This is a genomic window from Paraburkholderia sp. BL21I4N1 (assembly GCF_002973525.1).
Taxonomy (GTDB): domain Bacteria; phylum Pseudomonadota; class Gammaproteobacteria; order Burkholderiales; family Burkholderiaceae; genus Paraburkholderia.
This window is the reverse complement of record NZ_PVEN01000008.1, coordinates 125,534-145,370: the sequence shown is the minus strand read 5'-3', so window position 1 is coordinate 145,370 and position 19,837 is coordinate 125,534. Positions and strand designations below refer to the sequence as shown.

At 61.8% G+C, this 19,837-nt stretch carries 19 protein-coding genes; 12 read left to right on the top strand and 7 right to left on the bottom strand.

Annotation, left to right across the window (positions count from 1 at the left end; genetic code table 11):
- Positions 1 to 193 precede the first annotated feature (193 nt).
- Entirely contained in the window at positions 194 to 907 is a 714-nt protein-coding gene (locus B0G83_RS21260) for a FadR/GntR family transcriptional regulator (protein ID WP_105509551.1), read from the top strand.
- Positions 908 to 915: 8 nt separating this feature from the next.
- On the opposite strand, the gene B0G83_RS21255 is transcribed toward B0G83_RS21260, so the two are convergent.
- The gene (locus B0G83_RS21255) at positions 916 to 2,160 is read right to left on the bottom strand and encodes an NADH:flavin oxidoreductase (RefSeq protein WP_105509381.1); all 1,245 of its coding nucleotides are present in this window, start codon (positions 2,158 to 2,160) and stop codon (positions 916 to 918) included.
- A 112-nt stretch (positions 2,161 to 2,272) separates the two neighbouring features.
- A complete protein-coding gene (locus B0G83_RS21250) occupies positions 2,273 to 3,811 on the bottom strand; it encodes a DHA2 family efflux MFS transporter permease subunit (RefSeq protein WP_105509380.1) in 1,539 nt (512 codons plus the stop codon).
- A 134-nt stretch (positions 3,812 to 3,945) separates the two neighbouring features.
- Between B0G83_RS21250 and B0G83_RS21245 the strand changes: the two genes are divergently transcribed.
- The 6 genes from B0G83_RS21245 to B0G83_RS21220 all read left to right on the top strand — a co-directional run bounded on the left by B0G83_RS21245 (position 3,946) and on the right by B0G83_RS21220 (position 12,164).
- A complete protein-coding gene (locus B0G83_RS21245; protein WP_105509550.1) occupies positions 3,946 to 4,389 on the top strand; it encodes a MarR family winged helix-turn-helix transcriptional regulator in 444 nt (147 codons plus the stop codon).
- A gap of 122 nt (positions 4,390 to 4,511) precedes the next feature.
- The gene (locus B0G83_RS21240; RefSeq protein WP_105509379.1) at positions 4,512 to 5,375 is read left to right on the top strand and encodes a LysR substrate-binding domain-containing protein; all 864 of its coding nucleotides are present in this window, start codon (positions 4,512 to 4,514) and stop codon (positions 5,373 to 5,375) included.
- A gap of 190 nt (positions 5,376 to 5,565) precedes the next feature.
- Entirely contained in the window at positions 5,566 to 7,677 is a 2,112-nt protein-coding gene (locus B0G83_RS21235; RefSeq protein WP_105509378.1) for an alkaline phosphatase family protein, read from the top strand.
- A gap of 13 nt (positions 7,678 to 7,690) precedes the next feature.
- Positions 7,691 to 8,059, top strand: a complete 369-nt coding sequence (locus B0G83_RS21230) for a hypothetical protein (protein ID WP_258168041.1) — start codon at positions 7,691 to 7,693, stop codon at positions 8,057 to 8,059.
- 55 nt (positions 8,060 to 8,114) lie between these two features.
- A complete protein-coding gene (locus B0G83_RS21225) occupies positions 8,115 to 10,253 on the top strand; it encodes a phosphocholine-specific phospholipase C (protein WP_105509377.1) in 2,139 nt (712 codons plus the stop codon).
- A 330-nt stretch (positions 10,254 to 10,583) separates the two neighbouring features.
- Entirely contained in the window at positions 10,584 to 12,164 is a 1,581-nt protein-coding gene (locus B0G83_RS21220; RefSeq protein WP_105509376.1) for a methyl-accepting chemotaxis protein, read from the top strand.
- Between the two features lie 52 nt (positions 12,165 to 12,216).
- Here the strand turns inward: B0G83_RS21220 and B0G83_RS21215 are convergent, their stop codons facing one another.
- On the bottom strand, positions 12,217 to 12,579 hold the full coding sequence (locus B0G83_RS21215; RefSeq protein WP_105509375.1) for a hypothetical protein: 363 nt from the start codon (positions 12,577 to 12,579) through the stop codon (positions 12,217 to 12,219).
- 331 nt (positions 12,580 to 12,910) lie between these two features.
- On the opposite strand from B0G83_RS21215, the gene B0G83_RS21210 reads away from it, so the two are divergent.
- From B0G83_RS21210 to B0G83_RS21200, 3 genes are all read left to right on the top strand, one after another.
- Positions 12,911 to 13,246 (top strand): hypothetical protein, encoded by a 336-nt coding sequence (locus B0G83_RS21210; RefSeq protein ID WP_105509374.1) that lies wholly within the window; start codon positions 12,911 to 12,913, stop codon positions 13,244 to 13,246.
- 608 nt (positions 13,247 to 13,854) lie between these two features.
- A complete protein-coding gene (locus B0G83_RS21205; RefSeq protein WP_105509373.1) occupies positions 13,855 to 14,166 on the top strand; it encodes a BrnT family toxin in 312 nt (103 codons plus the stop codon).
- Entirely contained in the window at positions 14,147 to 14,443 is a 297-nt protein-coding gene (locus B0G83_RS21200) for a hypothetical protein (RefSeq protein WP_105509372.1), read from the top strand. The genes B0G83_RS21205 and B0G83_RS21200 overlap by 20 nt, the downstream gene beginning before the upstream one ends.
- 16 nt (positions 14,444 to 14,459) lie before the next feature.
- Here B0G83_RS21200 and B0G83_RS21195 read toward each other — a convergent pair whose 3' ends face one another.
- The 3 genes from B0G83_RS21195 to B0G83_RS21185 form a co-directional block, all read right to left on the bottom strand.
- The gene (locus B0G83_RS21195; RefSeq protein ID WP_105509371.1) at positions 14,460 to 15,299 is read right to left on the bottom strand and encodes a hypothetical protein; all 840 of its coding nucleotides are present in this window, start codon (positions 15,297 to 15,299) and stop codon (positions 14,460 to 14,462) included.
- A gap of 318 nt (positions 15,300 to 15,617) precedes the next feature.
- On the bottom strand, positions 15,618 to 15,815 hold the full coding sequence (locus tag B0G83_RS21190; protein ID WP_105509370.1) for a hypothetical protein: 198 nt from the start codon (positions 15,813 to 15,815) through the stop codon (positions 15,618 to 15,620).
- Complete coding sequence (locus B0G83_RS21185; protein WP_105509369.1) at positions 15,808 to 16,689, bottom strand: hypothetical protein; 882 nt, start codon at positions 16,687 to 16,689, stop codon at positions 15,808 to 15,810. The genes B0G83_RS21190 and B0G83_RS21185 overlap by 8 nt, the downstream gene beginning before the upstream one ends.
- 617 nt (positions 16,690 to 17,306) lie before the next feature.
- On the opposite strand from B0G83_RS21185, the gene B0G83_RS21180 reads away from it, so the two are divergent.
- Both B0G83_RS21180 and B0G83_RS21175 read left to right on the top strand, forming a co-directional pair.
- Positions 17,307 to 18,167, top strand: a complete 861-nt coding sequence (locus B0G83_RS21180; RefSeq protein ID WP_105509368.1) for a hypothetical protein — start codon at positions 17,307 to 17,309, stop codon at positions 18,165 to 18,167.
- Positions 18,168 to 18,193: 26 nt separating this feature from the next.
- Positions 18,194 to 18,925, top strand: a complete 732-nt coding sequence (locus tag B0G83_RS21175; RefSeq protein ID WP_105509367.1) for a hypothetical protein — start codon at positions 18,194 to 18,196, stop codon at positions 18,923 to 18,925.
- 153 nt (positions 18,926 to 19,078) lie between these two features.
- On the opposite strand, the gene B0G83_RS21170 is transcribed toward B0G83_RS21175, so the two are convergent.
- Positions 19,079 to 19,822 carry a hypothetical protein gene (locus B0G83_RS21170; RefSeq protein ID WP_105509366.1) on the bottom strand — a complete coding sequence of 248 codons (744 nt, stop codon included), beginning with the start codon at positions 19,820 to 19,822 and terminating at the stop codon, positions 19,079 to 19,081.
- Positions 19,823 to 19,837: the final 15 nt, after the last annotated feature.

The window sequence follows — 19,837 nt, the reverse complement described above, 5'->3', positions numbered from 1 at the left end:
TTGCGGCTTGGGCGCCTGCGAACATTTCGAGGATTCACATGCTACAACAAAGTGTGTTTAAGTACTATTAATAGTACTATTCGCCAGATAGTGATCGGATCGCGGTCACGGCGGGCAAGCTGCCGAAGCATTGGTCTGCAGGTTGAGATGCCCGATAATCGCGCTCGTTCCGGCCTGGGTTGCCTCAGTTCCGATATCAATAGCGCCGCGAGGCCGCTGGGAGAAAGCTATTCAGCACGATCTGCATGGGCGCGTCGCCCATCTTCTGGCCACCGCGATTCTGCGCGGCGACTACGCGCCCGATTCGATCCTGCCGCGCGAAGCGGAGTTGATGGAGACGTTCGGCGTGAGCCGCACGGTGTTGCGCGAGGCGTTGCGCACGCTGACGTCGAAAGGGTTGATCGAATCGCGGCCGCGGGTGGGCACACGCGTGCGGCCCAAACAGGCGTGGAATCTGCTCGATGTGGATGTGCTCGACTGGTATTCGCGCGTCGCCGAGCCGATGGCGTTCGCGCTCAAGCTGCAGGAAATGCGCGAGATGATAGAGCCGTATGCCGCGGGTCTGGCGGCGGCTTCGCATACCGAAGACACGTTCTACACGCTGGAAGCGGCGCATGGAGCGATGGCGGCGGCGCGCAATGTCGATGAATGGGTGCGGGCCGATCTGCAGTTTCACCTGAGCGTGCTGAGCGCGTGCAGCAACGAATTGCTGATTCCGCTGGGCACGTTGATCGAGCGGACGTTGGAAGCGCAGTTGCGGCTGAATGCGAAACGCGCGGACGTGTTCAACGCGTCGCTGGGCGAGCATACGGCGGTGTTCGAGGCGATTCGCGCGCGCAATGCCAAGGCGGCGCGCGCGGCGATGGCGGGTCTGCTGGGTGTGACGAGAGGGCGGATCGAAGGCTAGGGGCGCGTTTAAGCCGCTGCGATGCGGTTCAACGCCGCGTCGTTGGGCGGTTGTAGCGCGCATGACGTGCCGCCCGGTGTGTACATCATCACCACGCAGCGATTGCACGACGTGCAGCCCGATTGCGTTGCTGATTGCGCTGCCGATCCAACTGCTTGCAACTGCAACTGCCCGACGAACCCCGGATCGAACACCAGCGCGCGCGCCATCGCAACTGCGTCGAAACCTTCCCGCATCGCCAGTTCGACGTTGGCCAGCGAACGCACGCCACCGAGATAAGCCAACGGCATGCGCACCGCTTCGCGCACCTTGCGCGAATGCTCGAGGAAGTACATCTCCCTGAAGCCGTCGAATGTCGGCTCGGTCAGTTTCTGCAGCGACATCGCGCATCGCACGATCGGGTTCGAGACGTTAGCGCGCGCCTCGGCCGGCATCGGACCGCCGAATAGTTGCCACACCGATTCGACATTCATGCCGCCGCTCAGCACCAGCATGTGCGCGCCGTCCGCTTCGAGGAGGCGGGCGATCGTGGCGGCGTCGTCGGCGGTGCCGCCGCCTTTCACGCCTTCGGTCACGCCGATCTTGCACAACACCGCCATATGCCGGCCGACCGCGTCGAGCACCGCGCGCAACACCTGGCGCGGAAGGCGGGCGCGCTCGTCGGGCGAGCCGCCGTATGCGTCGCGTCGACGGTTATACAGCGGCGACAGGAACTGGCTTAGCAAATAACCGTGGCCCATATGGATCTCGACCGCGTCGAAACCGGCTTCGCGCGCGACCCGTGCCGCCTGCGCGAATTGCTGCGCGTAGGCGTCCATGTCGCGTTCGGTCATTGCCTGTTTGAAAAACCGGCCGCTCATCATGCCGACTTTGTTGAAACCGCCCGATGCGCTAAGCGGCCGGCGTGTCGATAGCTCCGGCAAGAACGTGAAGCAGCCGCCGTGCGTGATCTGCGCGCAGGCCGCGGCGCCGTGACGATGTACCGCATCGGTCAACGCGCGTAGCGGCGCGACCGTCGCGGGATTCAGCTGCGCCTGATCGACGAACGTGCGGCCGTCGGCACTGACCGCGCAATAGGCGACGGTCGTCATCGCGGCGCCGCCTGCCGCGATGCGTTCGTGCAACTGGACGAGCATCCGCGACGGCACGCCGCCGGGTGTCATGCCTTCGTTGGTGGCCGATTTGATCAGGCGGTTGCGCAGCGTGACAGGCCCGATGCGAAGCGGGCTGAAGGGGCTCGGGGCAGCACTCATGGACGATAACGATGGCGTGGGTGGCTCGCGACCGCTTCATTCTGAAGTCGCCGCCGCGCGCCGTACATCGTCCATTCGGACTAGTCGGCTCGCCGAGGCGTGCCGTCAAAGCTCAATCCATCGCCGCATGGGCGACCGATGCATCCGGCGCCTTACGCGAAGGCCGAATCAGCAACAGCAGCGGAATCACCAGCAGCGTCGCCATGAACATCAGCTTGAAGTCGTTCAGATACGCGATCATCGACGCCTGCTGCGTGATCGACACGTTCAATGCCGCCATGTCGTAATTCGAGCCGCTAGCCAGCATGGTTTGCATCGCCGGATTGAATGGCGTGACGTTGGCCGCGAGATCCGCGTGCGAGACCTGGGTGTTGCGCGTCATCAGCGTCTGCACGATCGAAATGCCGATACTGCTGCCGATATTGCGCATCAGGCTATACGTGGCGGTGCCGTCGGCGCGCAGTTCGGGCGTGAGCGTCGAGAAGGTCAGCGCGCTCAGCGGCACGAACACCAGCCCGAGCCCGAAGCCCTGAATCACCCCCGGCCAGACGATGTCCGACTCCGACAGTACGATCGTGTAATGCATCATCTGCCATAGGGCGAAAGCAGAGATCAGGAAGCCGGCGAGCAGCAGCAGTCGCGCGTCGATCCGTTTCAATAGCCGCCCGGCGAACAGCATGGCGACCATCGTGCCCGCGCCGCTCGGTGCGGTGACGAGGCCAGTGGTCGCGACCGGATAGTTCATCAGGTTCTGCAACATGGGCGGCAGCAACGCGCGCGTGGCGTACATCACCGCGCCGATCACGAAGATGAAAAACGTGCCGGTGGCGAAGTTCGGGTCTTTCAGCAACTCGTATTTGAAGAACGACTTCTTGCCGACCGTGGCCGTATGCACGAGAAAAAACGCGAAGGCGATCGCGGCGACCAACGCCTCGATCACGATCTCATGCGAGCCGAACCAGTCGAGTTGCTCGCCGCGATCGAGCATGGCCTGCAACGCGCCGATCGCGAGGCCGAGCGTGGCGAAGCCGAAGGCGTCGAACTTCGCGTCGGGTTTCGGCGCGCGCGTCGGCAGAAAGGTCGCGACGCCGAATAGCGCGAACGCACCGATCGGCACGTTGATGAAAAACACCCAGCGCCAGTTGTAGCTGTCGGTGAGCCAGCCGCCGAGCGTCGGACCGAGAATCGGTCCGACCATCACGCCCATGCCCCAGACCGCCATCGCCTGGCCTTGCTTCTCGCGTGGATTGATGTCGAGCAGGATGGATTGCGACAGCGGCACCAGCGACGCGCCGAACACCCCCTGTAACAAACGCGACGCGACGATCTGCGTCAGCGTTTCCGACAACCCGCACAGCGCCGACGACACCGTGAAACCGCCAATCGCGACGATCAGCAGCCGCTTCACGCTCAGCCGGTCGGACAGCCAGCCGGTGAGCGGCGTGGCGATCGCGGCGGCGACAATGTACGAGGTCAGGACCCACGTGATCTCGTCCTGCGACGCGGACAGCGTACCTTGCATATGCGGCAGCGCCACGTTGGCGATCGTGCTGTCGAGCGTTTGAATCAGCGTCGCCAGCATGATCGAGATCGTGATCATCGGCCGGTTGAGCGGCGCGGCGGCGCTGGCCGGCGGGGAGTCGGAAGACATGAATGAGTGGCGTGGCCGAATAGTAAGCATGCTTAGTATATCGGCTGGGAAGCGCACCGCTATCGGGAGTTATGCGGAGCCTGAATTGCGCGGCTTCAATCGCGGAATTCGCGGCGGCTTCGTATAATCCGCGCATGAAAACCCAACTCGATGAGCGCTTCGGCTTTCTGATTTCCGACGTCGGCCGCCTGACGGGCAAGCGTTTCGACGATCTCGCGAAGTCATCCGTCGATCTGACCCGTGCGCAGTGCCGCGTGCTGGCTTACCTCGCGCATTACGGCGACATCAATCAGGCGCGCCTCGCGGACCTGCTCGAAGTCGCGCCGATCTCGGCGGGCCGTTTGCTCGACCGGATGGAAGAGGGCGGCTGGATCGAGCGGACCGCCAATCCGCAGGACCGTCGCGAACGCCAGGTCGGCATGACGCCGAAGGCCGAGCGCACGCTCGGCAAGGCGCGCAAGGTCGGTGATGAAGTGGCGCTCGAAGCGCTGGACGGTTTCAGCGACGACGAAGCAAGGCAGTTGATCGCGCTGCTGCAAAGGGTGCGCGGCAACCTGAGCCGGTTGGTGGACCGCTGATGCGTCGGCAGACTACGGGCTGCGCCTGAGTTGCCGATAAGTTTTCTTACAAAAACAAAAGCCGTTTGTAACGCAATTGCCACGTAGCGGTAATAAATTGGAAGTTTTCCCTTTGGTCTTCCATGCTCGCACCGCTTCTGGTTGCCTTTTACGAAACCGTCCGGCAGGGCAGCGTTACCGCTGCGGCAAAGCGCCTCGAAGTCAGTCAGCCGACCATCACCGCGCGCATCCAGCAACTCGAAAAGCAGTACGGCGTCGAGCTCTTCCATCGGCGCGGCAGCCGCTTCGATCTGACCGACGCGGGAGCGGCGCTGATGCCGCTGATCGACCGGATGCAACAAACCGAAAGCGATATCGATTTCACGCTGCGCAACGAACGCGAATTGGCGGCGGGCAATCTGCGGGTCGGTGCCACGGGGCCGTACTACATTTTGCCGGCGATTGCGGCGTTTCATCGGCAGTATCCGGCTGTGAAGATTCACATCGAGATCGGCAACTCGCAACAGATTCTCGACGCGCTGCTCGATTTCCGCGTCGATCTTGCGGTGTCGTCGCAACGTGTCGACGATCCGCGTTTCGCACGCCGTACGATCGCCGACGATCCGCTCGTCGTCGTCGCGCATTGCCGGCATCCGCTGGCGGCGCAGAAAGTGGTGCGGCTCGCCGACGTCGCCGCGCATACGCTGCTGTTGCGCGAGCCCGGCTCGCGCACCCGCGAGGCGACCGAGACCGCGCTTAAACGCATCGGTCTGGAGCCCGCGATGCTGATCGAGATCGGCAGCCGCGAAGCGATCTACGAAGCGATCCGCCACAACATGGGCTGCACGCTGATGCCCGTCGGCGAAGCGCCGGCGCATCCTGATCTGCGCCAGCTTCCACTCGAATCGGACGCGCCGATCCTGCAGGAATACCTGTACCACTTGCAGGCGCGTGCGGGCTCGCGGCTGATTACGTCGTTCATGGCTAACGTCGACGCCCCGGCCTAGCACGCTTCGCGAACCCGGAATGAACACCTGGCGCCACGTATCGCCCGTAAGAACGCGGCCCTCACAAAATGGCTGATGACGGTATCGGCCAGCTTGCGTAGAACGACATACCCGCGTCGCCCGCGGTCCCTATCGTTGCATCGATTCGCCGGATGGTCCGGCGCACATCGGCATCGGAGAGGGGACGAACATGAGACGGCACACCGTCGTGCAATTGGCATGCGGACTAGCGCTGCTCGGCGCGTTCAGCGCTACGGCGAGCTTGAGCGGTTGCGGCGGCGTGTCGCAAGCGGGCGGCAGCGGTTCCGGCGGCACCTCGGGCAGCGGCGCGGCGAACACGCAACCCGGCACGCCGGCCAGCACGCCTGCGGCCACCGGTCCCGCAGCGAAAAAAATGCTGCTGGTCGAGCTGGACGGCGTGACCTACAACGCGTTGAGCGCGGGCATGGCCGGCGGCACCTTGCCGAATCTCGCGAAGCTGACCGTGGCGCCCGCCTACAGCGGCGGCGTCAACGGCACGCTCTCGCAGCAACCGAACCTCGACACACCCGGCTGGGCGAGCATCCTGACGGGCACCTGGGCCGATCGTCACCAGATCAACTCCGACGCGCCGAACCAGGCCTCGCATAGCAGTACCGTGTTCCAGCTCCTCAAGACGGCCGGCTTCGGCACGATGGGCGCGGCCGTCGATTCGAACGGTCTCGCCGCGTTGCTGACGCCGGATCAGAACGCCGGCAATCTCAACACGCTGGTGAATTGCGCCTCAGTCGACGCCTGCGTCACGCAGAACGGCGTGAGCATGATCGACAACGGCTATTCGCTGGTGGTCGCGCAATATCACTCGGCGCAGGACGCGGCGCTCAACGCCGGCCTGTCGTCGACGAACTATGCGAGCACGCTGACGCAACTGGACAGCGCGCTCGGCACGCTGGTTGCCGAAACGGCCAAGCGCAGCAATGAAAACTGGCTGGTCGTGGTGACCAGCAGCCACGGCCTGAACGCGGCCGGTGGCACCGACGGCTTGCCACTGCCGCTCGAATCGACCAGCTTCATCGCGTTGAATCAGGCGCCGAATGCGCGTCTCGGCAACACGACTGCGCCGTCGACCATGGCCGCGCTCTATACGCGCGCCAGCATCGCCGACGTCACGCCGACGCTGCTCGCTTACCAGAGCGCGCTGCCGGCCGCCGCGACCTATGCGCTCGACGGCGGTCAACTGATCGGCGCGACGCCGGTGTCGCAACTGATCGGCACGACCGGTAGCGACAACGCCAGCCTCGTGCTGACGTGGACCGCGCCGGCCAGCGGCGCGATCAGCGTACTGCGCAACGGCACGCAGATCGCCAGCCTGCCCGCCGGCACGGCGACCTACACCGACAGCCAGCTCGGCCTGACGGCGACCGGCGTCTATCCGTTCAACTACACGGTCGTGGCCGGCAGCGCGCCGCTCGCGACGATCACCCAGGTCGTCTACGTGCAACCGCCGCCGCCTCCGCCGCCCCCGCCGCCGCTCGCGACGACGTTGACCACCGGCCTGAGCAGCTACTACCCGTTCGGCGCGCTGCCGCCGGTCGATCGTCTGAACGCCAGCACGATGGGCCCGTGGGCCGCGGACGCCGACGGCGGCTCGCTGTTCGCCGATCCGTTCGGCGGCAAGGGTCTGCAGATCGACACGCATACGGTCGATACCAACGGTTTCGACGGCTACAAGCTGACGCAGACCAACGACGTGACGACCCACGCGCAATTCACGATCGGCTTCTGGTTCTATACGTCGTGCGCGAATCTGACGGGCAACGGCACGCCGATCTTCTCGAACAAGAACTACTACTCGGGCGGCAATGCGGGTATCGCGATCGGGCTGTTTCCGGGGTCGAGCGCGAGCTGCAACATCCGCTTCAATCTCGGCGACGGCAGCACGCGTAACGACATCAACAGCCTGAACGTCAGTGCCAACAAGTGGACCTACCTCGCGCTCACCATCGATACCGCCGCGAAGAAGATCAACGCCTACGTGTTCGATCCGGTGCTCGGCGAGCAGAAGGTGCTGGGCCAGGCCTTGAGCGTGAACATCGCCAAGCTGCCGGGTCTGGGTGTGTTCGGGTTGAACGAGGACGGCACTGGCCACTACTACATGAACGCCTGTAACGACACGCCGCCGTACACCGTCGGCAAGTGTGCGGCCACGCCGCCGGATGTCCAGGCGTTCAGCGACCTCGCGCTGTGGACCCGTGTCGTCACCGAAACCGAGCTGCAGTCGGTGTTCGGTTCGGGGCAGCCGTTGTCCACGCTCACGCACTAACCGGAGTCTCGCGATGAACCCGACACGTTTTTTCCCGAACGGGCAGCCGCTGCGCGAAAAGCGCGGCGCGCAGGCGGTCTGTGAGATGTCCGCGGTCCATACACGCCGGACACCGGCGCGTCAGCGCGGCCTGCTGACCGCCGCGGCCCTGGGCGCATTGTGCTGCGTCGCGCTGGCCGGCTGTGACGGCAGCTCGAACGGCGGTAGCAGTTCGGGCGGCGCGAGCGGCGGTGCCACTGCCGCGAACAACGCGGCGGCCGGCGCGGGCGGTGCGAGCGCGGCGGTGCCGATCGTCGCCGCGCCCGCTTCCGGCGCCTGCGCCGCGCTGGGCGCGAGCGCCGTGCAGCCGTTGCAGAACACGCAACTCGTCTGCGCGCCGTGACCCACGTGCGCGCCTCCCTTCCGACGACGACCCGAACCCGCCCAACACGCCCAATATGACCTCATTGGACCGCCGTACCTTCCTGCGCAGCGCCGCGGGCGCTGCCGCGCTGAGCCTGTTTCCGCCCGCGATTCGCCGCGCGCTCGCGATTCCCGCCAACAACACGACCGGCACCATCAACGACGTGCAGCACGTCGTGATCTTCATGCAGGAGAACCGCTCGTTCGACCACTACTTTGGCACGCTGCCGGGCGTGCGTGGTTTTAGCGACCGCTTCACGATTCCGCAACCCGGCGGCACGACCGTGTTCCAGCAGAACGACGGCACGCGCACCGTGCTGCCGTTCTATCTCGACAGCACCAAGGGCAATGCGCTGCTCGCGGGCGGTCCGCATTCGTGGACCGACGCGCACGCGGCGTGGGACAGCGGCCGCATGACGCAATGGCCGAAAGCCAAGGGCGACGTGTCGATGGGTTATCTGAACCAGTCCGACCTGCCGTTCCATGTGGCGCTGGCGAATGCGTTCACGATCTGCGACGCCTATCACTGCTCGCTGCACGGCGGCACCAACTCGAACCGCATTTTCCTGTGGTCCGGGACCAACGGCGCGAGCGCGGGCTCCAATCCGGTGGTCAACAACGACGGCTGGGACGGCCTCGGCGCATCCGCGACCGGCCTCACGTGGACGACGTATCCCGAACGTCTGCAAGCGGCGGGCGTGAGCTGGAAGGTCTACCAGAACATGCCGGACAACTACACCGACAACTCGCTCGCCGGCTTCGCGACCTATCGCAAGGTCAACGAGACGCTGCCGGGCTCGCCCTTGCTGCCGTACACGCAGTCGCTCGAAGCGGTGGCGCCGCTCTACAAGGGCATTGGCAACACCATGCCCGACGGTGGTTTCTTGCAGTCGCTGAAAGACGACATCGCGGCGGGACAGATGCCGCAGGTGAGCTGGATCGTGTCGCCGCAGGCGTACTGCGAACATCCGGGCGCATCGACGCCGGGACAGGGCGGCTACTACCTGCAACTGCTGCTCGATACGCTGACCGCGAACCCCGACGTGTGGAGCAAGACCGTGCTGTTCGTCAATTACGACGAGAACGACTGCTTCTTCGATCACATGCCGCCGCCGGACGCGCCGACCAAAAATGCCGACGGCACCTTTGCCGGTAAAACGACGGTGAATGCGCAATACGAGTACTTCACGAAAGCCAACCCGCCCGGCGATTCGTCGCCGCTCGTGCCGGATGGCCAGACCTTCGGGCCGGGGCCGCGCGTCCCGATGTTCGTCGTGTCGCCGTGGAGCACCGGCGGCTGGGTCAATTCGCAGGTGTTCGACCATACCTCGGTGCTGCGTTTTCTCGAACAGCGCTTCGGGGTGACCGAAACCAACATCAGTCCGTGGCGGCGCGCGGTGTGCGGCGACCTGACCTCGGCGTTCAATTTCCGCAATCCGAACGACGCGCCGGTGGCGGCGCTGCCCGCGCCGACCAAGGCCCAGGCCGACGCACAGAACGTGCAGCAGAGCGCGCTCGGCGCGGTGCCGGTGCCGGCGGCGGCGAGCCAGCAGATGCCGACTCAGGCGTTGATGTCGCGGCCGTCGCGTGCGTTGCCGTATCTGCTGCATGTGAGCGCCAACGCCGATACGCAGGACGGTCTGATCTGGCTGATCTTTAGCAATACCGGCACGGTAGGCGCGGTGTTTCATGTGTACGACCAGTTGCATCTCGACCGCGTGCCGCGTCGCTACACCGTCGAAGCCGGCAAGGAACTGTCGGATTCATGGAGCGCGCTCGCCGACGATCAAGGCAATTACAGCCTGTGGGTGCTCGGGCCGAACGGTTTTCATCGCGCGTTCCAGGGCAATGTGGCGAGCGTCGCGAGCGGGCCGAACCCCGAAGTGCGGGTGTGCTACGACGTGAATAACAACGCGGTATATCTGACGATCATGAACGTCGGTAACGCGGCCGCCAACGTGACGGTCACGTCGAACGCGTATCGCGGCGACGGTCCGTGGACCTACGCGGTGCCGGCGGGGATGCAGGTCGAACCGTATTGGTCCGTCGGCGCCGCCGGCGGCTGGTATGACTTCACGCTGACAATGACAGGCGGCTTCTCGCGCCGCTTTGCCGGCCGCGTCGAAACCGGCAAGGACAGCATCAGCGATCCGGCGATGGGCGTGGCGAGTTAAGCCAACGGATTGGAGCAACGGCGGCAATAACCGTAGCAACAGCAACAGCAACAGCAGCAGCGCGCGCAAAGCGCGAGAAGTGGCAATTCAGGGAGTCAGCGAGGGCTGACTCCCTTTTTTTATCCCGCCGGAAGCTGACGGTCGTGTGACCCAGCGTCGCGAATCGCCGCTTTGTATCTGATTTCCAACACTTTTTCCGTGCGTGAGATTCGCGTGGATAATGCCGCCTGCATGTTCGGAGGACCACTGACCGTGGTTATCCGTAGACGGAAGGGGCGAGTGGACGGTCTCTCTTTTCGCATACCAAACCGTCCATCCAAGACCAAACCAATGAACAACAAACAGCTCACCGTCAAAGCCCGGCTTGCGACGGCCTTCGGGGTACTGGCGGCAAGCGTCCTGCTCGTGTCAGGCGTGGCCGTCAATTCTCTCAACGATGCCGACCAGCGGTTCGCGGATTACGTCTCCGGGATCAGCGCGCGTGCCGAACTGGCGTCACGCGTGCGCACCGCGGTCGATCGCCGCGCCATTGCGGCCCGCAATATGGCGCTCGTGACGAAGCCGCAAGACTTCGCGCTTGAAAAGGCCGCCGAGGCGCAAGCCCAGCAGGACGTGCAAACGCGCCTCACCAAACTCAGGCAGATGGTCGATGACGCCGCCGACGCGTCCGGTAAATCTCGCGAACTGGTCGCCGAGATGAGCCGCATCGAGGCGGCTTACACGCCGGTCGCGCAAGGGATCGTTGCGCTCGCAACGGACGGCAAGCGCGACGAGGCGGCAGCCAAGATCAACGACGAATGCCGTCCGTTGCTGGCCGCACTCATCAAAGTCACCGACGACTACGTCGAGTACTCCCGCAGCCAGGCCGAACGGAGCGTGCAGGAAGCCGACGCGCGCAATACCCGCCAGCGCAACCTGCTGATTGCGATCTGCCTGCTCGCGACCGGCGCGGCGGCGATTGCCGGCGTGCTGATCACGCGGGGCCTGACGCGAGCGTTGGGTGCCGAGCCGGCGGCATTGAGCGAGGTTACGCAGCGGGTCGCCAACGGCGATCTGAGCCCGGTGGCCGGCGCGCGGCAGGCGCCGGAGGGTAGCGTGCTGGCGTCGATGGGCGCAATGCAGCAGAGCCTCGTTACGCTGATCGGCCAGGTGCGCTTTGCCGCGGACAGTATCGCAACCGGCTCGAGTCAGATCGCCGCGGGCAATGTCGATCTGTCGTCGCGGACGGAGCAGCAGGCGTCGTCGTTGCAGCAGACCGCGTCGAGCATGGAAGAATTGACGGCGACCGTGCGTCATAACGCCAATAGTGCGCAGCAGGCAAGCGCGTTGTCGACCAACGCGTCGGACATCGCGCAGAAGGGCAACGAGGTGGTGAGCCGCGTGGTGGGCACGATGGGCGACATCAGCGCGAGCTCGGCGAAGATCGCGGATATCACCGGGATCATCGAAGGGATCGCGTTTCAGACCAATATCCTCGCGCTGAATGCGGCGGTCGAGGCGGCGCGCGCGGGCGAGCAAGGGCGTGGCTTTGCCGTGGTGGCGAGCGAGGTGCGCAGTCTGGCGCAACGCTCGTCGGTGGCGGCGAAGGAGATCAAGGATCTGATCAACGCGTCGGTGGAGAAGATTCGCGACGGCTCGTCGTTCGCGCAGGAAGCGGGCAGCACGATGGCGGAAGTCACGCACGCGGTGGCGCGCGTGACCGACATCATGGGTGAGATCGCGGCGGCCACTGGCGAGCAGAGTCGCGGCATCGAGCAGGTGAATCAGGCGATCGCGCAGATGGATACCGTGACGCAGCAGAATGCCGCACTGGTCGAAGAGGCGGCGGCGGCTTCGCAGTCGCTGGAGGGTCAGGGGCGACAGCTTAATGAGGCGGTCGCGTTTTTCAGGCTGGAGGCGGGGCGCAGGTGAGGTGGGTGCGCGGGTGGGTTTAGCGCATGTACGCCAGGTGCGCGCACCGATCCTATTTCGGCTCGGAGGCCGGGGCGACGCCGGACGGCGGTACCAGTTCGAAGCAGGCGGGCGGTGTGACGGGGGGTCTCGTCTTCGCATCCGGTTGCTGCGGGTCGATGCATTTGAACGCGCTCTGGTCGCGCTGGACGAAAATCGTGTCGGCCGACCCGGCGCTGCCGCGTGCGCTGTCGACGACGGCGACGATTTTGTAGCCGTCTTGCAGGAGCGTGGAGAGCGTGGTGGGGGTGGCGCGCCACTGGCTGTCGGGCGGGGTTTGGGCTGGGGCCTGAGCTTGGGCCGACAGCGCGGATGCGGCGGCGATGAGGGCGATGGATGCGGCTGCCGCGGCGAGCCTGGCGGTGCGGGACTTCATCAAGAAACCTCCTTGAAGTTGCGATTTGGAAGACCAAAAACAAAAAAGCCGCTGAACCTTGCGGATCAGCGGCTTTTTCTTGCAACTGGTGGCGAATCAGGGAGGACAACCCGCTCCCGAGATTTCGTCAGCAAGATCAATCGCTTAGGCGATGGTGAGCCAGAAATCGTATGAAAAATAAACGGCTCACTGATAGTATCACAGTCGCCACTAGCGAAACGGGAGTGGCGAGCCGCGTGGGTTCGGCAAGCGCTCCCGAAAGTGAAGGGTTAGGCAAGGTCGCCCAATGTAGCGACCAAAGGGATTAATCCATGCGACGAGAAAATTTGAAATGGCGAAAAAATTCGTAGCCCGGTATTTTTATACTGCTAGTGGGAAATTCGAAGGCGAGACCACCGAGGGTTGGTTCTGGAATAAAAAGAAAAAGAAGGTTCAGGTTCCTACCGAGAGGCTCGCAGACTATGACAATTTTTGCCAAAGTGTTGAGAGTATTTATAACGACCTCGACTCCGAGGGGTATGACGTTGTGAATATCATTCCTCTGGCAATTGGCGCATCTGAGCCCAATCACGCAAAACTAAAAGATGGGAGCTCAACATATTTGGGAGACGCAGGTTTCTCAGTCACGCGAGGCGCCGTGATTGTTGGAAAATTGCGCACCTCCTGACGCGCTAGCGCGAGAGGCCGATCTATTCTGCATGTTTTGGATGGTGTCAGTTTGCCGGCCAAATGCGACAAGCCGCCATCCAGCCCACAGACCAACAATGAAGAAGCCAGCGATAATTAGGGTGAGTTCAGGGAGTGAAATGTGCACAAAGGCTCCGAATGAGAGAGAAGCTCACAAGCTCTCTCATTGGTTCCTGCCCCTGTCAATCCGTGCGGCAAAATCGCCGACGATCGGTCGCGTGGCAAGGTGCGGATCGCTCACGATGCATTGCGCGGGCAGACGTTGAAAGCGCCACATGGCAAACCTCGCGCAAACGGAGATGAGCGCTTTGCCGCTATCTATTAACGATGCGGAGAAGACCTATGGCATATAGGGGCTTTTGCGCAGCCGGTGGGGGATGGGTTTGCATTCTGAATGAAGGCAGGCCGCTCACGCGACGTCCCACGCCCGAGGCTGATCAAAGGGCGTTATTCATGGAAGCAGCGCCATCGATGCCCCTTGTTCGCACCCAGCCGCACGGTTCGTCCCAAGGGGCTTGTTTCCGCGTCTGACGGCCATGTGGGGCAGCGTTCACCCCCCTTGACTTGTATTGACAACGTAAATACATTATGAACATCGATCCGGATTTTCGCTTTCGCTTCGAGGAGCAAGGTTACATTTGGAATGTGGTGAAAGCCAAAGAAAACATTGCGAACCATGGCGTTGAGTTTGAGGAGGCTGCCGAGGTTTTTTTTGACCGATTCTTGAGGGGACGGGACGCTAGCGACAATGGGGAGAAACGTGAAGCTGCGATCGGCTATTCAACGAGACGGCGCCTTCTAACGGTTGTCTATGTGGAAGAGGACGATACAATCAGGTTGATCTCTGCATGGCCGGTATCGGCCGAAGACAGGAGGTTTTATGAAGAAGAAGGCTATTGAAACTATTCGAGAAAGGCTGCGCGAAGATCGCCCCATGACGACAATCACGATGCGCCTGCCTGAGGACGTATTAGATGAACTCAGGCATGTTGCGCCGCTCCTTGGGGTATCGGGTTATCAGCCTTTGATTCGCGCCTATATCAGCCGGGGATTGAGAGAGGATGCTTCAAGGCTGCAAGATGATCCCATTCAGCAAGCCTTAAGGGGGGTTGCAGAAACGCTGCGGGCGAGTGGCGTTGCCGAGGCGATCATTGCCCGAGCAATTGAGCACACTTAATCCGCAGGTCGGTTTCTCATTTCGGGCGCGCGATGCTGAATTTGGTGCCCTCCACCAGCCGGCCGATTGAGTTGGCCTTGGTGTCGTGGTCATACATGCAGTAAAGAAGCCACAGCTTCTTCCACAACTCATCGTCTGGCGCGAGAAACTCGACAGACAGGCCCAAGCTCAACGCCTCCGAATAGTCGATCACCGCGCCATGCGATTTATAGCCATCGGCGCTTGAAATCTTCGCCAGCACGTCCTGAACCTCAGCCAACCCCTTGGTTTTCATCATGCCCTTTTGGAGAATCGAAAGGGCGAGCTGGCGCATGCGGGCGACGGCCATGCCGGCGATTTGCCGAATATGGTGAGGCTGGCTTTCGTCTTCGCTCAGGATCTCGCAAGGAATGTTAAGGCCGTTCTGGCCTTGGAACTGAGGGTCGATCGGCCCGAGTTCCGAATTGACGCCGAGCAGGATCTTCTCGCCAGAGAGTGCTATGACGGTCCCGGCGGACTTGGCCCAGCTCGGGACCACCACGCGCCACGATTTCAGTCGCTGGCGCAAGATCCCAATCAGTTTTTCCGTGGCGTCGACGTTTCCGCCTGGCGTCTGGATGAACAAATCCACATCGCCGCCGGTCACGCCGGAGAGAATCTCCGACAGGTCGTCCGGGTCGGTATGGTTGATCTGTTGGTCAAGCTGGGCGAAGTAAACTACCAACGGACGCCCGGTGAGCGCTTCGATGTCCCCGATCAACAGTTGCCGAAGATACCGATCTTTTTCTTTAACCCAGTATTTGGGCGATTGCGATGGGACTAATGCTCCACGCGGAAAGTGGGGCTGCGGTTTCTTCTGTTCGTCGAGCTCGGGCATGGTCTATTTCGCCGCCGGCGCCAAACATGGTGGCGCTTGGCAAGTTTTTTTCTGATTTAGGCGTCTCGAACACGAGGCCGAGAGGGTTTTCCAGTTTCATTTCATCGAGAGCGGGTCGCGCCGGGGAAGGGGGGGTCTTCGTATTCATGAGCTCACTCTCCTCATGCTGTTCGCTTGATTCCGAGTTTCATGCTCCGCGCATGGCCGTTATTCTTGGCCCGTCGCGATTGTGCTGTCTCAAATTCAGCAAGTCAAAGCGTAAAAACACGTAAGGTTGCCACGTGGGGGCTGCTTCTGGCAGGGCCCAGCGCTGCGTCCTCAGCCTTGTTTGCCGATTGATGCCGTAGGGTCAACGGCCGAGACAATCACGGAACTCTTGATGTCCCCAAGCACAAGCCTCAAATCCTGCGGGCGATAGGCCCCGGTCTGCGCGAAGTCGACGCGCATGTGGTCGGCGGTTTGCTGGACCGTTGCCGTGGGCTCCGGACGAATGCCGTTTTGCTTGATGTCAGTCATTAGAATCTCCATCGATGATAGCCGCGTCCCACGGCTTATGTCTTACCCATCGAAATTTTCTATCGGTCGTGATCACCGCGATTTCGATGGGACCGCCGCAAACCTGCGAAAAGCTCGAAAATTTCATTGCCTTTATCGTGCAATGGATACACGAGTAGACGTAGTCAACCGCGTCTCGAATCGGAAGGGACGCATGCGACAACGATTGCGTCTGCACTATCTGATCGAGCTCTTGGGGCGTCCCGTTCCACTTGCCGGAGGAAAGGAGCGCCGATTTCAAATTTCCGTCCGCGCCAAAAATCAGCCGCTGGATGATGTTTGGAACCCCCCACCATTGAGAAGTTTCGCCAGTCATCGCTTGGCCGACCGGCCTCGCGCCCGTTGGGTCGAACATAACGCTCACCGCCCCGGGGATTCTGTTCGGGAGGGCATATCCGGCGACGCAAAATCCGACAACGAAGCTCGATTTGAGCCCTTCGTATTCGGACTCCTCTTCCGCTGTCCGAACAGCGGCTCCTGCTTCCGCAGTGCCATTCGGAGCTTTTGCGTGCAAAGTTTGGACCCGCTGAACGGGTCCAAACGCTTGGTATTCAGGCCAAAAAACATCAATCAGCGCATTGGCCGCGTCTTCAACGGACCCGGGCGGGTTCGCCGCCAACCGGTCGGAGACGCGGGCAAGAAGCGTTCGATAGCTCAAGCTTCCAAGAGACGCCAGTCCCCAGGTTAGCACGCCCAGCGTGCTGTCTTGACCCAATTCGAATACTTTTTGATTGAAGTTAAAGAAATGCGCGCCACCGGGACCGAATGTCGAAGCGGTGCTGTCAGCGCCCAGAACTATTCCCTCTGGCGAGAGATAGCAAACGGCTATCGTCAAGGCAAACCCCCGGTCGCTTTTATTGATTGGTTTTCGGCATATGGCCAAAAACCTTGAACGCGCCCATCTCCATCCGGTCGCGCCATCCAGTCCGGGCCAACTGCCTTGTTGGCCCGGACTGGATGGTAGCATAGCCCTTTGATTTGTCTACAAATATCGGTAAACGAAGAGTTGTGCGTTGCCGCGAAACGTAGAGACGACGCCATGCTGTGTCAGAGGTGGCCAACTTGCGCATGGCCTGCAAGATCTTGGCGACGCAACGGTTGAGAGCCCACAGGAAAAATAACGTCGCAGGATATCGGGCTCGAGTTTGATTCTCGATCGACACGGCGCTTGACAAAACAACCCAAACGATGGATGATCCACCCCACTGAAGACCTGCTGCCGCTGCATCTGCGTTTTGCCGATGGGGGAAAGGCGAACATCAAGTTCGCCGGGTGACGGGACCTGATAGTCTGGAACGCTAGGTTCTGAATCGCGAGTCGCTTGCAGGCGACTACCACGCTTGATTTAGATGATTGCCTTATGCCCTAGTTATTCTTGCCCCTGCAAAGCAGCTCAAGATACAGCCCCTTAGTAGTTTCTAAGGGGTTTTCTGCTTTTTAGGGACCGAAAAGATGACATTCGAAGAATACTTGGACATCGTTGTCCAGACCGTAGAAAAGAACGCGCATCCCGGCAACCGCACTGTCACCGCCGCCGCGCTCGGGAATCTACTGCGCCAAGCTGTGCCAGAAGAGAACTGGAAAGCGTTTGGAAAACGCACGTTGCATGAGTTGCTTGCGGATCCGAAGCTTGAAGGGCGGTTGTCTATCGTCTCAACGGACAAAGGTGCGCTCGCCGTCTCCTTGCTGGCAGCCGCCTCGCCGTCCGACGCGCCTGCAATAGAAACCTTCAATCCGCTGCGCAAGTCCATCTGGGAGGCGTTTGTTCTTGCCGCTCCGGCCGGGCGACGCTTTATGAATCGGCGCAGCGGTGCGATTCGCGTAGCCTTGGATCTTGCGCCGACTCCGGCAGACGAGTGGGTCGAAATCCGTCCCATCGAGATGGAAGCGCAACGGGAATGGGCTCGCGCGTTCCTCCAAGGCGCGGAAGGCCAACGGTTTCCGGACGCCGAGCAGACCTTGGAAGCGGAATCTTGGCATCCACATCCTTTTTTCCAGGCTCTTCGTGTCGCCGACGAGGCTGCCGCGCGGCAATGGAATAAGTTTCGATCGGCCAAGGTCTCTTCCGTAGTGAAGGATTGGCTTACCCAACATGCTTTGCGCCTGGATTTTGGATTCCAGGTGGCACGCGTGGAGCGTGAGGAAGGCGTTGAAGCGACGCAGTCCCAAGATCTACTCCCAAGCTTTGATCCAGAGGAAACTCGGCGCGTCATTCTTTTGGCTGTTGCGTCGTTGCCTCTCGAAAAACTTCTTGAGATTCCTATCCCGGCCAGCCTCCTGCTGTCCGCGCTCTCCAAGGCCAAGGCGCGCTGATCGCGTGCGAAGGCAAGGAAAGCGCGATGCAACCTCTCTACATTGGCCATCCGGCCAGCCAATACGATGGCGGCCCTAGAGCGCTCGTCCAACTCTGCGCGAAAGACCTAGATGCGCATGGTGGTTGGCCGCTGCGTCCGCACGAGTATGCTGCCAACTTCTCACTCAACGCTCGCAACTTCTGCTCCATGGTGCTTCAGTCGCTTGGGCCGGTTTTGCTGATCAATCCGGTGCAGAGAGAAACCGTCGAGCACATCCGGTTGCGACTGGGGGCGCGCGTTCCGGTGATTGTTGAAGACATCGCATCCCTTGATGAGTTGCGGGAGGCAATTCGTCGAGTATGCCAACAACACGAAGATGGAGAGCCGCTTATGGCTCTCGACGTTGTTGTCGCCCTCCTTATGCTTCGGAAACTCGACTTGGAGCGCATGTGGGCTGGAAATTCCAAAGGCTACATGTGGGTGAGCGACATCCCGAAGGGACGAGGCTTGGATGAAAAGTATCGTGGCCGCGTTGACAACGTTCTTAACATTTTGCTGATGCAGGGATTGTTGATTTATAAGACCAGTAATTCGAAGCGAAAATATGCACTCAACGCCGAGCGACGACCCGAAATCTACGAATTTCTACGGAATCGCAAGTTCTCTGATGACATTCAGCGTGTGTTATTGCGCCATGGCGCGGTCGAATCTGTGAGGGTTCTCGATTTGCTTGATTGTTATAACGAGCCTCCTGAAGAAAACGGCGACGAGTCTTAATACAGGAGCGGGCAAGAGTCGGCTTGGTCTCCGCAGCATCGATGATCTGCGGGACCGATGCTTTGAATTTTTTCCTTATACACCGGCCGCACCGCTGCGCGGGGCATTTGCGGGACGCCGCTTTCGGCGCCCAAAAAACCTCGGCAGCGCCCGTCATGCGCGGGCTGTTGCGATCAACCCGCCGACTTTCCCGTCGCGGTCGAACGGGTGAATCTTGATATCCCACTGCCCGTCGGTGTTTTGGCACCACAGGCACACGCGGCTTTCAAACTCCAAGGCCGACGTCCCGCCCGCAATAGGCGTTGCGCTCAATGCCACGCGGGACGCCTGTCCCGCGCTCGGCTCCGCCTTGGATTTGTCGACGGCGACCAACTCCGCAGCCAAGATCAATGCGATCGCCCCCGAGTCTGATTGCTTTGTCGCGATCACTCGCGCCCTGATGACTGCCGAATCAGGCATGGGCAAGCCGCGCGAGGCCGCCTCCGCTGCGAGCCAAGTCGCGAGGCTCGCCGCCGCTTCGAATGGCGACAGGGGCGCTCCCTCGTCCGTTGGCGTTGCTGACAGCTCGTCTTCTTGCTCCTGGCCGGCTGTGAGAATCGCTCGGAGCTCGGCCACCTCTTGCCGAAGGTCTGCGAGGGCAGACGCCATATCGTCAAAATGAGCGCCGAAAAATTCAGCGAGACCCGCCGCCAAAGGCTCTTGGTTCGCGGGCGCGGCGCTCAGCTCTGACCGTCGGGCGCTTTTGGCCAGCTCGATCGCGATGTCTATGGCGTCTGTCGGCGTGGCGTCGGGCACGTCCGAGACCAATTCTCGGAGCGCCGCAGACCGTTCGCTCGACAGCCGCAATGTCATTTTGCCCCGATCCCAGCCGCGCCCGGAGCGCTCGTCGTTCGCCATTCAATTCTCCCTGTC

Excerpts from the sequence above, each read along its gene's own strand:
- B0G83_RS21255 (WP_105509381.1), bottom strand. The coding sequence starts at position 2,160 with ATGAGTGCTGCCCCGAGCCCCTTCAGCCCGCTTCGCATCGGGCCTGTC.
- B0G83_RS21250 (WP_105509380.1), bottom strand. The coding sequence starts at position 3,811 with ATGTCTTCCGACTCCCCGCCGGCCAGCGCCGCCGCGCCGCTCAACCGG.
- B0G83_RS21245 (WP_105509550.1), top strand. The coding sequence starts at position 3,946 with ATGAAAACCCAACTCGATGAGCGCTTCGGCTTTCTGATTTCCGACGTC.
- B0G83_RS21240 (WP_105509379.1), top strand. The coding sequence starts at position 4,512 with ATGCTCGCACCGCTTCTGGTTGCCTTTTACGAAACCGTCCGGCAGGGC.
- B0G83_RS21235 (WP_105509378.1), top strand. The coding sequence starts at position 5,566 with ATGAGACGGCACACCGTCGTGCAATTGGCATGCGGACTAGCGCTGCTC.
- B0G83_RS21230 (WP_258168041.1), top strand. The coding sequence starts at position 7,691 with ATGAACCCGACACGTTTTTTCCCGAACGGGCAGCCGCTGCGCGAAAAG.
- B0G83_RS21225 (WP_105509377.1), top strand. The coding sequence starts at position 8,115 with ATGACCTCATTGGACCGCCGTACCTTCCTGCGCAGCGCCGCGGGCGCT.
- B0G83_RS21220 (WP_105509376.1), top strand. The coding sequence starts at position 10,584 with ATGAACAACAAACAGCTCACCGTCAAAGCCCGGCTTGCGACGGCCTTC.
- B0G83_RS21215 (WP_105509375.1), bottom strand. The coding sequence starts at position 12,579 with ATGAAGTCCCGCACCGCCAGGCTCGCCGCGGCAGCCGCATCCATCGCC.
- B0G83_RS21210 (WP_105509374.1), top strand. The coding sequence starts at position 12,911 with ATGGCGAAAAAATTCGTAGCCCGGTATTTTTATACTGCTAGTGGGAAA.
- B0G83_RS21205 (WP_105509373.1), top strand. The coding sequence starts at position 13,855 with ATGAACATCGATCCGGATTTTCGCTTTCGCTTCGAGGAGCAAGGTTAC.
- B0G83_RS21200 (WP_105509372.1), top strand. The coding sequence starts at position 14,147 with ATGAAGAAGAAGGCTATTGAAACTATTCGAGAAAGGCTGCGCGAAGAT.
- B0G83_RS21195 (WP_105509371.1), bottom strand. The coding sequence starts at position 15,299 with ATGCCCGAGCTCGACGAACAGAAGAAACCGCAGCCCCACTTTCCGCGT.
- B0G83_RS21190 (WP_105509370.1), bottom strand. The coding sequence starts at position 15,815 with ATGACTGACATCAAGCAAAACGGCATTCGTCCGGAGCCCACGGCAACG.
- B0G83_RS21180 (WP_105509368.1), top strand. The coding sequence starts at position 17,307 with ATGACATTCGAAGAATACTTGGACATCGTTGTCCAGACCGTAGAAAAG.
- B0G83_RS21175 (WP_105509367.1), top strand. The coding sequence starts at position 18,194 with ATGCAACCTCTCTACATTGGCCATCCGGCCAGCCAATACGATGGCGGC.
- B0G83_RS21170 (WP_105509366.1), bottom strand. The coding sequence starts at position 19,822 with ATGGCGAACGACGAGCGCTCCGGGCGCGGCTGGGATCGGGGCAAAATG.